A 13,395-nucleotide genomic window follows, 5' to 3' on the forward strand; every position below is an offset into this window, starting at 1 on the left:
GGCGCATGCGAAGGCCTCACGCCGCCGAAGCGGGCGCCGCCGCGACGGTCTTGCCCAGCTCCAGCTTGATGACCCGGTGCGCGAGGTGGAAGTAGCGGTCGTCGTGCGTGATGACGAGCACGCCCTTGCCCCGCGCGGCCAGCTCCGGAAGCAGCCGGCGGTAGAAGACCTCGCGGAACTCGGGGTCCTGATCCGCCGCCCATTCATCGAAGAGGTAGAACGGCTTGTCCTCCAGGAGCGCGACGACCATCGCCAGGCGCTTGCGCTGGCCGGTGGACAGGCTCGTCGTGGAGAACCGCCCGTTGACGACCTGGAGCTTCGAGTCCAGTTCGAACAGCCGCAGGTATTCCTGCACGCGGCCCTGGAGCTGGGCGGGGTCCACGCCGCGCAGGTTCTCGAAGAGGTGGAAGTCGGTGAAGATGGCGGAGAACGTGTTGCGGTACGCCTCCCGGTTCTGGTCCGTCACCGGGACACCGTTCCAGAGCAGCTGTCCGGACCGGGGCGTGTAGAGCCCGGTGAGCAGCTTGGCCATCGTCGTCTTGCCGCTGCCGTTGCCACCCACCACGAACACCAGCTCACCGGAGCGCAGCGCCAGGTCGATGGGGCCCACGCGGAACGCGGCCTCTTCGGCCCCGTCGCTGAACGCGTAGGTCACCGACTCGACGACCACCTCCTGCCGTCCGTCGGCGGGTAGGGTCAGCGGAGTGGAGGAGGGCTCCTCGGTGAGCGACTCGGTGAGAGACAGCTCCAACTGCTGGAGCTTGTCGAGCGCGATGCTCACCTGGGGCCAGCGGCCCACGTCCTCCAGCAGCCCGCGGAACGGCCCCCACATGTACATCAGCGACAGCACGTAGCCGCGCGTGGCGTCGGTGTCGTGCGCGCTGAGGGCGAAGACGCCGAAGAGCATCACGCCCAGCACCAGCCAGGTGAAGAAGTGCACGAAGCTGCCCAGCAGCGCGACGCTGATGGCCGCCTGCATGCCCTTGAGCCGGGTGCGCTCCACTGCGGGCGCGTAGTCCTCCTCCATGAACGCACGGCGGCGCGACCCGTGGAGCTTGAGCTCCTTGATGCCGTCCAGCACCTGCTGCTGCTCGCGGAACAGGTCGTCCTGGGTGTCGCGCTCCTCGCGCCACAGGGGGACCATCTTGCGGGTCGCGAAGTAATAGAAGACCACCAGCAGCGTCATGGCGGGCAGGACCAGCGTCATCCCGCGGGGCGACAGCCACGCCATGTATCCCAGGCAGCCGAGCACGATGGTGGTGCAGACGATGAGCCCGGGGATCTTCGAGGCGATGTTGACGATGGCCTGCACATCCTGGGAGAGCGCCGCGAGCACGGGCCCCTTGCCAATGATCTCCAGGCGCCGGTAGGGCGCCACGAGGATGCTGCGGCCCAGCTTGAGCCGCAGCTCCGCGGTGATGGAGCGCGACACCTTCGCCAGCAGCAGCTCCGGCACGGTGTTGCCCACCAGCACGCCCACGCTCAGGGCGAAGAAGCCCACGATCAGCGTCTTCGGGGTGGACTGGTCCGTGCCCAGCACGTGACTGATCAGCGCGAGCAGGGCGCTGTTGCAAAGGCCGGAGAAGATGCCCGTGACCGCGATGGCGAACATCGAGGTCCGGGAGCGACGCAGCAGGAGCGACAGCAGGGAGAACATGGAGGGCCTCTGCGGCGTGCCACTGCCCCAGATGCGGCGGGAGGAGCCTTCTTCCCCGCACGCAATGGGACGTCAGCGGGTGAGCTCCCAGAAGAAGTCGTTCACGGCGACGTGTTCGTCACGAGCGACGGCGACGTCGTAGACCCACTTGCCGACCGCCAGGTCCAGCACGCCGAGTCCGAAGGGCGAGAAGATGATGGGCTGGGTGCGGTCCACCTGGCAGCGGCCCAGGATGAGCTGCGCGAGCGTGCCCGTCACGAACCCCCGTCCACCGCTCAGCTGCTCCGCGAGGTGGGGCGACGTGTTGGCCTTCATCACGTGTTCGACGTCGTCGACGATGTTGTGCGAGGCCAGGAGCAGCTCGGGGGCCAGGTCCCGCAGGGAGATGTTGAGGACGATGGGGTTGTGCGCCAGCAGGGCCGGGTCGCGGATGTAGGGCGTCCCGGCGACCGTCGCCAGGACGAGCAGGTCGCTGGAGCGCACCACGGTCTCCAGCTCCGTCTCGCAGCGGATGACGCCATGGCGCGTCGGCCGGCACGACTCCCGGGCGAAGCGCTCGGCCTCCGCGGGGACCAGGTCGTGCAGGAGGACTTCGTCCACCTCCCAGCCCAGTTCCATGAGGAACGTGTAGATGTAGCGGGCGATGAGGCCATTGCCCACGATGCCCAGCCTGCGCACCTGGCGCTTCCGGCCGTTGAGCCACTCCGCCGCCAGCACCGCGGATCCCGCGGTCCGCGCCGCGGAGATGATGGAGCTCTCCAGGCACGCGAAGGGGTAGCCCGTCTCGTAGTCGTTGAGCAGGAGCACCGCGGAGGCGCGAGGGAAGCCCTTCGAGACGTTGTCCGGGTAGCTGGCGATCCACTTGATGCCGGACACGTTGGTGGTGCCGCCCAGGTAGGCCGGCAGCGCGATGATCCGGTCGCGCGGCCTCTCCGGGAAGCGCAGGAAGTAGCTGTCCGGGTTGACGCTCTGCTTCTCCTCGTGGGCGAGGTAGGCGTCCCGCACGCGGTCCACGCACTCCTGGGTCGCGCCCTGGATGATGGAGTGGATCGTCTTTCCGGTGATGACGTTGAAGGGGAAGGTCATGGGGTGTTCGAGGGCTCGTGGACTCGAGCAGGGGCGCGGCGGCTCAGGAGAAGCGCGCGGTCCAAGAGGGGGAGAAGATGGTGTCCAGGTATGCCGTCCCGCGGTCGGCGCACATGAAGAGGACGGTGGGAGGCGTAGGCAGCTCGCGGAAGCGGGGCAGGTAGCGTTTGACGGCCGCGAAGCACGAGCCCGAGGACCCGCCCACCAGCAGGTTGTGTTGCAGGAGCAGCTCCCGGCAGCACTGCACCGTTTCGTATTCCGGCACCAACACCACGTCATCGATGAGCGCGTGGTTGACCAGCTCAGGCCGCACGCTGGCGCCAATGCCGGGGATGAAGCGCTTGCCGGCCGCCCCGCCAAAGATGACGGAGCCCTGCGCGTCCACGGCGACCACGCGGATGGAGGGGAACACCTCCTTGAGCCGGCGGGACACGCCCGCGATGGTGCCGCCCGTACTCACCCCGACGAAGACGTAGTCGAGCCGCTGGAACGTCCGGCGAATCTCCTCGCCGGTGAGCCAGTAGTGCGCCTCGACGACGTCAGGGTTGCCGTACTGGTTGGGCCAGAAGGCGCCCTGGATGGTGCCGCAGAGTTCCCGCACCTTGTTCAGGCGGGTCTTCAGGTAGCCGCCCATGTCGTCGCGCTCGGTGACCTTCACCACCTGCTCGCACGTGCGCTCCAGGAAGGACTCGTAACCGGGCGTGATGTTCGGATCGATGACCGGGATGAACTTCAGCCCCAGCAGCTTCGCGTACGTGGCCAGGGCCGACGCGAAGTTGCCGGAGGACGACTCCACGATGGTGGAGCCCTCGTGCAGATCCCCTCGTTCGGCGGCGCGCTTGAGGACCCACAGCGCCGGCCGATCCTTGAGGCTGCCCACGGGATTCTGGCCTTCCAGCTTTGCGTGGAGATCCAGTCCCTCCCACATCACCCGCACAGTGGGTGTTTCCTTCAGGACGAGCTGCAGCGCCGCAATTCGTTCGATGAGGGGGGTGGGTATCACGGTGAGTGCTAGCGTTAGCCACTCAATGCTTGCAAGTCAACAATCGTTGGGAATCCGTGACAGAGTAGCATTTCATGTCACAAGGCCGGGCTGGACCTGACGAGGACGTCACTCGTCGCGCGGATCCACGACCGGCCTCATGGATGCGGACGACCCGCCGAAGGTTCACGGGCGGTCGTGTTGCCGTGGCGTGACGGGGGCTGCTGGGGGGTTCACCCAAAGTGATCCCTCCTCGAAACGACCCGCTCATCCCCATCGCAGCGAAGCACCGGGCGGCCCTGGAGAAATACCTCTCCTTCAATCCCGGGCAGAACTTCGCGGAGACGCGGCGTCCAGGGGCAAGGTCGAGCACCACGTCTGGGTGACCGCGGACGAGGCTTCGAAGCGATAAGCGAAACGACCGCCTTCGCGGTGTCTACTCGTCCGCCACGTCGAGTTCCGAAATCAGCCCTGCCGGATCGAAGCGGACCTTCCAGCGCTGCGTCACGTCCTTGCCGAACACGGCACGGTAGGTCCGTGACAGGTGGTCCGAGGAGTCCTCCAGGAGGACCCACCGGCTCAGCGGAGGCATTCCGCCGAGCTTCATGCGGAACCACTCGTTCATATCCGCGAGCTCGTCCTTCGCGGTCCCGCTGAAGTGGCGGGCGTCCGCCTTGCCCTGGATCAGTGCGGGCAGGAGTTGCTTCAAGGCCTGCGTGCGCTCGGGCGTGGCGTCGGAGATGCCAGGCTCGTTCAGGAAGGGCGGGGGCGACAGGTAGAAGTTCGCCACGCCGTGGGCGAGGGTAGGGACCAGCTTCCGCTGATTCGTCAGCACCACCACGGCCAGCTTGTCGTCCGGGTAGTAGACCGTGTCGGAGAGGGCAGGTCCGCCGCTGTGGGCCACCTCGCGACGTCCCCGGTACTGACCCACGGTCCAGCCCACCGCGAAGCCGCTGGGCTTGCCGTCGTTGAGCGTGGGCTGCGTCCACATGGCGGTGCGCAGGTCCGCGTTCAAGAGCTTGTCGCTCATCAGCGCGGCTGTGAATCGGGACATGTCCGTCACGGTGGAGAACAGGCCGCCGGCCGACAGCGTGTAATACGGATACATGAACCAGTACTGCTGCTGGTTGTCTGTCTGCCATTGATAGGTCGCCGCGCGTTCCGCGACGACGTCGCTGGTTAGGACGACGTGCGCTTCGGTGAGGGTGGCGTGGTCGAAGCCGCTGTTCGTCATGCCCAGGGGCGTGAAGATGCGGTCGCGCAGGAGCTGCTCGTAGGGAGCACCGCCGACCTTTTCCAGGACATGGGTGAGGAGGACGAAGTCGTCCGACCCATAGGCGTTCTTCTCACCCGGTGTTGACGCAAGCGGGGCCCGCTTCGCCACATCGATCGCGGCCGTGACGCTGGCGTTGTCCGCGTCCACGGGGCCAGGCTTCAATCCAGACGTGTGGCTGGCGAGGTGGCGCAGGGTGATGTCCTTCCAGGCCGGAGGACACTCGGCGATGTACTGACAGACACGGTCAGCGAGCCGGAGCTTTCCCTGGCCCACGAAGTCCATCAGCAGGACCGCCGTGAACATCTTTGTGCCGGAGGCAATCTGGAACGCCGTGCGCGTGCTCGCGGGGGCTTTCCATTCCAGGTTCGCCGTGCCGTAGGCCGCGAGCTTGATGACCTTGCCGTCACGGACGACCGCGACCGCGGCGCCAGGGATGTGATTGCGAGCCATCTCCGCCCGCAGGAACGCATCCACCTTGTCCGGCGCGGCCCATGCTGACTGTGACAACCCAAGGAGAAGCAGCAGGCCCCATCGTTGAATGTTCATGATCAGTTCTCGGTGCTCGGAAGCCCCAGGATTGATTCGGCAAAGTCGAACAGCTTCGTGTCGTCTGGCCGCAGGCTGCTCAGCGACCGGTATCCCAGGGCGATGTTCGGAACGTTCCCGGCTTCGCCCGCCGAGATGCCGCTGTCCGCCATGCGCAGGGGCTTGAACACAACGCGCTGAGCAAGCTGCGCGTAGGACTGGCCGGAAACCCGCTCCAGGATGGCCTGCACGAGAATCCAGTTGGTGATGTTGTAGTCAAAGCGGGATCCCGGCGTGAACACCAGGTCGCCGCTCGCGTATAAGGTCACGGCTTCTGCCAGAGGTCGTGTTTCACGCTCGATGCTGGGGTCTTTCTTGGCTGCTTCCATGAGCCCATTGGGTAGGCCGCTGCCGTGGCTGATCAGATAGCGCAGGGTGAGCTGCTTCCCCGTATCCGCGCGGTACTCCGGGAGGTAGGTGAGGATGGGTGCGTCGAGCGCCAGCTTCCCCCCATCCACCAGCTTCAGAACGACGATGGCCGTGAGCCACTTGCTCACGGAGCCCACGAAGAAGCGGCTGTTCCGCTTGATGGGGCGAAGGGTTTCGGCATCCGCGAGGCCAAACGCTTGGACGTAGTCCACCCGTGTCCCCTTGCCCACGAGGACGACGCCGTTGAAACGCGTGTCTGCGGCGAACTGCCGAATCCGTTCCTGGACTCGATCTTCCGCACGCGAGGGAAACGCGAGACAGAGGCCCATCAGCAGCCCGAGCGAAGCCAGTTTGAAGTGATATCCGGACATGATGTGCCTTGATGTGGGGCCGCCGGGAGTCAGACCCCGGCTACGCCGGGAGTCAACTCCGATTGCGCGAACGAGGCATCAATCGTCGGCTCTTGCGCCATCCCACTCATATTCGTAGAGCGCTGATTCGAGTGCGCCGCAACTACGAGTCATCTCCGTGTGTAAGAACACGTCGACCTTGGCAGGTACATCCCAGACCAGAAGGACTCACCCATCCGTGATTCTCGTCAGGTTCCGTGCGTTAAAGAAAACGCTCAGCGAATCGGCCGGTTATTCTCGCGCTGACGAAGCCTGCATACGACTGATAGCGGTCGTTTTTCTCCCCGTCAGCAAAATCAACTATTGACTTGACCACGAATGCGTCAGGCCTTGGTTCACTTGCCTCTTCAGCGGCAGCCAACACTCCATATGCTTCCATATCAATGCCGAGGAGTTCTCTGTGCTGGGAAAGAATTCGAGTGGAGGTTTGTCGATCTGCTAACACCGATGCTCCAGAGGCGATTGGTCCGACCCTGAGCGACAGTTCAAAAGGAGGACGTTCCGCAGGGTAGGAATTGCGAATTTCCGACAAGAGAGCAGTGTCTTGAGAGAGTAATTTGAATTTATCCCTAAGTGATACGTCAAGAGGAATTTGATGTGGTGCTGGGAGGAACTTTGCCACGCTTTTTTCGGAAATCCACTTGCCGCTTCCCCAGTCCCATGACGGATTTGAGACGAGAAGGTCACCTAGGTTGATCCGCTCTTTAACGCCTGCAGCTATGCCAGTCATGCAAATAAAGCGTGGCCGGAATGTATGAATCATTTTCGTGGCCAAAATTGAGGCTGCGGGCATGCCCATCCTTGCTGCAAAAGCCGCATGGACCGTTCGCGGTTGCCCGTTACTAAAATATTGTCCACTCCAGTAGATCGTATGGTCTCCGGAGATGCTTATCTGTTTCCAATTCCAGGGCAATGCGAGAATGTTGGTTAACTCTGGAGAGTAGAGTGCACACACAATGGCAAGGTCGGACCTGTACTCGGCTGGCTCAGACGCTTTGCTGACGATTGAGGCAAGAATTTGGCGAACTCTGGCTTGAAGAGCAAGTTGCCACTCGTCGCTTGAGAACTCGAAATAGACAAGCGTAAGAAGCTTGCTTGAGAACTTAAGGGTGCCTTGTTTTAGGATTTTCTCATGTCCAGTGATGCCGATGATATGCGCGGGAAGGTGGTAACTGCCTGTCCGAGTCAGCAGTTCATCAAGCAGGGCGAATCCGGCGTTCTCGTCGGGATCCTTGTCTCCGCGCAACGGCAGGGCAATGTCAAGAATCATTAAGTCAAATCGCGTCGACTCCAGTCTACGTTTTGCTGAGAATATGTCGCCGGCATATTCGATGTTTGATATTGCTATTCCATCGATGCTTGTCAGCGCTTGGCTTATTTTTATGCGTTTTTCGTTATTGTCTTCGATTATGATGATTTTCATTGGGTTGGTCCTTTCTTTGTCGTGACCTTCGAAAGTAGTCGCGATAGTGCATCCTGCCAGCCATCTAAGGTTACGCTGTAATAGACGGTTCCCAGGTAGTGGCCAGGATGAGATGCGTGAAGGTCTTTGTTGAGTTCTTCTAGCGTCAAGGAGTTTGGTCCTTGGCCAAATCGATCAAACTGAGTGACAACGATGGCGGGGGTATTGATGTTTCGTCGTTTCATGTGTCGAAGCAATTCTCGACCAGCGTAGGCCTGGGGTCGCCCGCCTCCTTCTTCCGATGTTATGTCAAATGTTGGCATTGTCATGTCGAGGATGACAACGTCGTGGGTTTCGGCGATGATTGCCTGGAGCCCGCTCTGCAGCGAACGCGCCTCCTTGATTTCTGCGGTTATTATCGTTGCGATGAAATCAGAGATTCGATTTCTCTTGTCTTCGTCGTCTTCAATCAAGAGTATTTTCATGGTGGTAAATGGGCAGTCCGAAAACAACGGAGAATCTTGAGTTAGCTGTGAATCCGAAGTCGAGGTCGGGGATGACTCCTAGATCATGGTCAAGAAGCTTGGCTAGCTTGTGAAACCCTGTCCCTCCTTCTCTACTGACAGATGCAACATGTCTGCCTTCCTTTAGGTCGGCGCGAATGGCAGATATTCGCGTCGTCGCTTCGGTGAGATTGAAGTCATGACCGAGTTCGTTTTCAACAGAAATGTAGACTGATACTCCATTGGTCTTAAAGGACACGCTTGCTGTTGGACGGTCTAGGCAGGCGTGCCTGGCTATGTTTTCGAAGATTATGAAAAAGATGTCCGCGAGAGTTGCAAGGGATCGCCCTGGAATGGTCAGCGATGACTCTTTCTGGGTGGGAATGTCGACGGCAATGTTCGGTGCCGCTATTTTTACCGTCTCGATCCCGATCCGGATTGCGTCGGCAAGCTGGAAAGGATCGTTTTCTGTTGTGTTGGCTCTGCGGAACCAAGTGCTGACTCTGTCGAAGGCTACTCGGGTTTCAGTCTTGGCGACACGTATTGCGTTTGTCATCTCGCTAAAGTCGTGATGGTCGTTGAGCTTTTCAGCCTTGGCTTCCAGTTCGTCAAGCAATGCGCTTGCTCTGGTTTTTGCGATGTCTGTGATGTGGCCACTCAAGAAAGACAGGCAGTCGTCGAGGATGCTGTTGAAGTGCTCGATAATGAAGTCGACCAGTCGATCTGCAGTGACCTCTGGCGTGACATATTCAGACATTATCTTTAGAGATAGATCGGTTATTGGGAAGTCAAAAAAACCATTCGGATTGTCATTGGTTCTTACTTGAATCCATGATTTGATTTCATCCACCAAGTGGTCGAACTTTTCTGAAAAGTCGGCGATCAGGGCGGCGACCGCTTGGCGAAGCTTGGGGTCTTCAAGTTGAAGCCTGTCGGCCCAGTAGTTATTTGACTTATAGCCCTTTGAGCCGATGTCGCGCGAACTGACGAGTTTTGCTGCGTCGACTGGTTTTCGAAGATGCGCAGCAAGTGTCCCATGGCGAATTCGAACACTTAGATACTTGTCTAACCCATGTTCTGGGCTCAGTGTGTACTCTTTCAATAGGCGACTAACCATTGACACGAAAATGGATGTTGTTTCGTTTTTTGGAAGTGCGAGGCTGAATAGGCCTTGGAGTCCGCCAGTTTCATGCTTTCTGAGCATCGACAGGAAGTCCATTGAATCTGTTTGCTCTGTCTTCTCTCTGCGCAGCGCAACGTAGCGATTGAAGCTTTCGTTGATTTCTTCGGCGACAGTTCGTTTGATGCTGTCCGTGTCGACGTATATTTTACTCTGCTCGACTTCTCTGATTCGTTTTTGAAGCATTAGTTTCTGGAGTAATGTTTTTGCTTCGACTTGGTAGGTCTCAAGTTCGGCCTCGTCCAGCTCTGTCAGAAGTCTACAGATAGCAAGGCGCTCTTCCGTTAAGGCCCGGGAGCTGCCGAATAGGCCGGAGCGATCCAGAATTGATTCTACGCAAACATTTCGAAGTAGATATATGAGTTTGCTTTTGGGGAATAGGTGCTTGATGTTTTTGAGGTCTGATGGGCGCTTAATTTTATGGCCATTGAGGAAGTCTAGTAGTGCGAATACGCATTCGGAATCGTCCTTGCCCTTTTCGTGTTTCGATGTCATCTCGAAGAGGATTGGAATCGAGATGTTGCCGGGTTCGACTCTTTGCGGAGCGGCATGAAGCGCCTTGGCTGCTTCTGCTATCGGGAGAACGTCGAAAATCGAGCGATCATCCGCGAAGTGCTTTGTGATTTTGTCAGCGCACTGCTCGGGCTCGTCTGCGGCCAGGAGCGCGCGACAGGAAATGCAGATCGCTTTGCGTTTGTAGTAATCAAAATTGCTGGCTTCAAGCCGGGTGCATGTCTCTAAGGCCTCGTTGAGCCTTTTTGCGCCGTATAGCTGAATGGCGCTACGCAACAACGTCTCGTCGCGCTGTATGTCGTCTTGGTGTTCGAGCAGTGAGGTATCTCTGCTTGCCACTCGGAGGACATGCTTCTGAGTGGATGAGGCGGGTGATTGTGCTTCAAGATGCTTTAAGTAGTAGGCCCGTTCCCTCCCGCCAGCTGGAAGACTTATTGCTCGGATTGGATGAAGGCGCGGCGCAAACAGGGCGGAGTAATGTGTGATGTCACCTCTTTTGACGTCGGGATGGTTCGAAATTTCGCGACCAGCTTGACCAATCACGGCGCTTGCCCAGGAGTCGCCAAAGAAATTGATCGAACGTTTGGCCAAATCGATGACGTCATCGGTGGAGAACGAACCTTTTGTGATGACTGTAGCCAGGCGCGCAATTATTTTCTGAAAAAGAGGGCCGTCTGGGCGCTCTGGTTTGGACTGGATTCGTGCGAATGCCTGAGCGGCAGTTAGGAGTGCATCGGATTCCGTCGGATCCTGGACTAGAATTTCGTTGGCTAAAGTCCAAGCGAGTTGATGGTCTCCTTTGAGTAATGCGTCCGTTGCTGCTATCGATCGCGGGGTGGCAATCGGCATTGCCGCTTTCAATGGTGCGCCTGTTACAGCCAGCAAGCCGCCTATCCTACCATCACCCGTATGGGCATGTAGCGTGGCTAGATGCGGGGCAACGTTGTTTGCAAACTGTTCAGGGGCTCTGATTGAAAATATTGGCGCAAGACAGACGAGTGCTTCATAGTAGTCGATGGCTGTGCCTGAAAATTCGTATCTCAGTGCGCATGCTGTCGACTCAAGCGAGAAGGAAATGTCTGGTATTGCGTGATACTGGAGAAATGAGTCCAGGTCGAACGGAATCTTGAGTGACTCAAATTCTCTTTTTATGAAATTGAAATATTGTCCAGGAGTGACTGTCGGTTCGACGCGAACGCTTACGTAGTATGCGATCACGCCGGCCAAGCCTAGTTCGCCGCCCTGTTGAACTGATTCTGCATATTTTTTCTGCGCCTCTAGTCCTGCTGCCGCCTGAAGCAGGCATAGTCGACGCTTAATGAGCCATAGTGACTGTCCGAACTCGTCTTGTATTGAGTTTAGTATGTTTTCGCATAGCGGATAGTTGTCCAGCAGGAAGGCGCGTTGGAATTCGATTGACTTGTTTAGAAATGATTTAATTGTTGGTGTGTGTGCCTGTAGGAAAGTGGAGGCCCAGATGAATTCTTGATCCGGCGGGATGCTGGGCAATGTCGGATATTTGTGGAGATTGTTGAAATCTTTGGGGTAGGCGGCTGGGAATGCTTCTCGCGCAAGTCTGGCGTTTCTGTGAATCCAGCCGAGAAGGGCTCCGTATTGTTGTGGTGGGAGGGTTTCTCGGGCTTGTTTGATGACGGAGTAGGGGTCCTGGTTTCCCCGTAGCGCGTTGATTAGTTTGTCGGCTGGGCTGTGTTTGTTTTTTTGGGGTGACATGGGTGGGTTTGGTTGTTGGTGGTTTTTGGTTTTGCTTAGTGGCTGTGAAAGTGTTTAAATGGTGAAATAGGCAAGAGACTAGCACGCTGAGTTAACTGCATCGCGCAGTGCTCCGGACTCAACCAGCGCCGTGACCGCGGTGATGTCGTGATGCAGCTCGCGGTCCCGGTCCATGTGCGGAACCTTGCTGCGAATCAACTCATACGCCGCCAGGACACCCTTGCCGGGCTTCACCGGCTGACGGAAGTCCAGCGCCTGCGCCGCGACCAGCAACTCAATCGCCAAGCACGAACGCGCGAACTCAGACACCTGCCGCCCCTTCAGCGCCGCAGTCATGCCCATGGACACGTGGTCCTCGCGGCCCGCGGAGGAGGGGATGGAGTCCACCGACGCCGGGTGGCTCAGGATGCGCGACTCCGCAACCAGCGCCGCCGCCGTCACCTGCGCAATCATGAACCCGGAGTTCAACCCGCTGTTCTTCGCCAGGAACGCCGGCAGACCCGACAGGCTCGGGTTCACCATCTGCTCCACTCGCCGCTCGCTAATTGACGACAGCTGCGTCAGCGACATGGCCACCACGTCCATCGCCAGCGAGATGGGCTGGCCGTGGAAGTTGCCTCCGGAGATGATGTTCCCCGTGTCCGCGAACACCAGCGGATTGTCCGTCCCGCTGTTCACCTCCACCTCCAGGATGCGCCGCGCGAACGCCAATCCCTCTCGCGCTGAACCGTGCACCTGCGGGATGCACCGCAAGCTGTACGGGTCCTGCACCTTGCTGCAGTTGACGTGCGTCTCCACCAACTCGCTGCCCTTCAGAATCCGGCGCAGGTGGTCCGCCACCGCCTTCTGACCCGCGTGCGGACGCACCGCGTGGATCTCCGGCAGGAACGGCTTGTGGCTGCCCAGCAGGCCCTCCACCGTCATCGCTCCCGCGATGTCCGCCACGTCCGCCAGCAGCTCCGCTCGCAGCTGCGTCAGCGTCCCCACCGCGCACATCGCCTGCGTGCCGTTGATCAGCGTCAGGCCTTCCTTCGCCTCCAGCACCACCGGCTTCAGGCCCGCCTTCTCCAGCGCCTGCTTCGACGGCATCCGCACGCCCTCGAAGAACGCCTCGCCCTCGCCAATCAGCACCAGCGCCAGGTGCGCCAGCGGGGCCAGGTCTCCGGACGCGCCCACGCTTCCCCGCTCGGGGACCACGGGCACCACGTCCTTGTTCAACATGTCGATGGCCAGCCCCAGCGTCTCCATCCGGATGCCGCTGAAGCCCTTCGCCAGCACGTTGCACCTCAGCAGCAGGAGCACCCGGGCCTCCGGCAGGGGCAGCGGATTCCCCACGCCACAGGCGTGCGACAGGATGAGGTTTCGCTGCAGGTCTCGCAGGTCCTTCCGGTCGATTCGCACCTCCGCCAGCGTGCCGAAGCCCGTGTTGATGCCGTAGGACGGCGTGTCTCCGGCCGCCACCCGGTCCACCAACGCTCGGGAGGCCTGCACCCGCTTCGCGGCTTCGGGGGCGAGTTCCACCGTGACTTCGTGGCGGGAGACCTGGAGGATCTCCTCCAGCTTCAGGGTGTCACCATCGATGAGGAGGCGGGGGCGGGACATGAGCGGGCTACTCCGGGTATGCGGCTTGAAAGTCGTTGGGCCACGAACGCTAGCGGATTCGCGGCAGGCAGGTTGAGGGCCCTTTACACCCAGGCCCCG

General features: G+C 59.9%; 9 protein-coding genes. All 9 read right to left on the reverse strand.

Features of this window, described 5'->3' with window-relative positions; genetic code table 11:
• Window positions 1-16: 16 nt before the first annotated feature.
• Window positions 17-1,657 (reverse strand): cyclic peptide export ABC transporter, encoded by a 1,641-nt coding sequence (locus GTZ93_RS09225; RefSeq protein WP_139919546.1) that lies wholly within the window; start codon window positions 1,655-1,657, stop codon window positions 17-19.
• Between the two features lie 72 nt (window positions 1,658-1,729).
• Complete coding sequence (sbnB, locus tag GTZ93_RS09230) at window positions 1,730-2,743, reverse strand: 2,3-diaminopropionate biosynthesis protein SbnB (protein ID WP_139919545.1); 1,014 nt, start codon at window positions 2,741-2,743, stop codon at window positions 1,730-1,732.
• 43 nt (window positions 2,744-2,786) lie between these two features.
• Window positions 2,787-3,746 carry a 2,3-diaminopropionate biosynthesis protein SbnA gene (sbnA, locus tag GTZ93_RS09235; RefSeq protein WP_257979278.1) on the reverse strand — a complete coding sequence of 320 codons (960 nt, stop codon included), beginning with the start codon at window positions 3,744-3,746 and terminating at the stop codon, window positions 2,787-2,789.
• 415 nt (window positions 3,747-4,161) lie between these two features.
• Complete coding sequence (locus GTZ93_RS09240; protein WP_139919544.1) at window positions 4,162-5,547, reverse strand: serine hydrolase domain-containing protein; 1,386 nt, start codon at window positions 5,545-5,547, stop codon at window positions 4,162-4,164.
• A gap of 2 nt (window positions 5,548-5,549) precedes the next feature.
• Window positions 5,550-6,326 (reverse strand): serine hydrolase domain-containing protein, encoded by a 777-nt coding sequence (locus tag GTZ93_RS09245; protein WP_139919543.1) that lies wholly within the window; start codon window positions 6,324-6,326, stop codon window positions 5,550-5,552.
• Window positions 6,327-6,567: 241 nt separating this feature from the next.
• On the reverse strand, window positions 6,568-7,788 hold the full coding sequence (locus tag GTZ93_RS09250; RefSeq protein WP_139919542.1) for a phosphorylase family protein: 1,221 nt from the start codon (window positions 7,786-7,788) through the stop codon (window positions 6,568-6,570).
• On the reverse strand, window positions 7,785-8,240 hold the full coding sequence (locus GTZ93_RS09255) for a response regulator transcription factor (RefSeq protein ID WP_161662741.1): 456 nt from the start codon (window positions 8,238-8,240) through the stop codon (window positions 7,785-7,787). The genes GTZ93_RS09250 and GTZ93_RS09255 overlap by 4 nt, the downstream gene beginning before the upstream one ends.
• Complete coding sequence (locus GTZ93_RS09260; RefSeq protein WP_139919540.1) at window positions 8,233-11,694, reverse strand: hypothetical protein; 3,462 nt, start codon at window positions 11,692-11,694, stop codon at window positions 8,233-8,235. The genes GTZ93_RS09255 and GTZ93_RS09260 overlap by 8 nt, the downstream gene beginning before the upstream one ends.
• 78 nt (window positions 11,695-11,772) lie before the next feature.
• Window positions 11,773-13,296: a histidine ammonia-lyase gene (gene hutH / locus GTZ93_RS09265; protein WP_139919539.1), complete on the reverse strand. Its 1,524-nt coding sequence runs from the start codon at window positions 13,294-13,296 to the stop codon at window positions 11,773-11,775.
• Window positions 13,297-13,395 lie beyond the last annotated feature (99 nt).

The sequence above is a fragment of the Corallococcus exiguus genome, from assembly GCF_009909105.1.
Taxonomy (GTDB): Bacteria; Myxococcota; Myxococcia; order Myxococcales; family Myxococcaceae; genus Corallococcus; species Corallococcus exiguus.

Bases quoted from the DNA above. Each gene is read 5' to 3' on its own strand.
- GTZ93_RS09225 (WP_139919546.1), bottom strand. From the start codon at position 1,657: ATGTTCTCCCTGCTGTCGCTCCTGCTGCGTCGCTCCCGGACCTCGATG.
- sbnB (WP_139919545.1), bottom strand. From the start codon at position 2,743: ATGACCTTCCCCTTCAACGTCATCACCGGAAAGACGATCCACTCCATC.
- GTZ93_RS09240 (WP_139919544.1), bottom strand. From the start codon at position 5,547: ATGAACATTCAACGATGGGGCCTGCTGCTTCTCCTTGGGTTGTCACAG.
- GTZ93_RS09245 (WP_139919543.1), bottom strand. From the start codon at position 6,326: ATGTCCGGATATCACTTCAAACTGGCTTCGCTCGGGCTGCTGATGGGC.
- GTZ93_RS09250 (WP_139919542.1), bottom strand. From the start codon at position 7,788: ATGAAAATCATCATAATCGAAGACAATAACGAAAAACGCATAAAAATA.
- GTZ93_RS09260 (WP_139919540.1), bottom strand. From the start codon at position 11,694: ATGTCACCCCAAAAAAACAAACACAGCCCAGCCGACAAACTAATCAAC.
- hutH (WP_139919539.1), bottom strand. From the start codon at position 13,296: ATGTCCCGCCCCCGCCTCCTCATCGATGGTGACACCCTGAAGCTGGAG.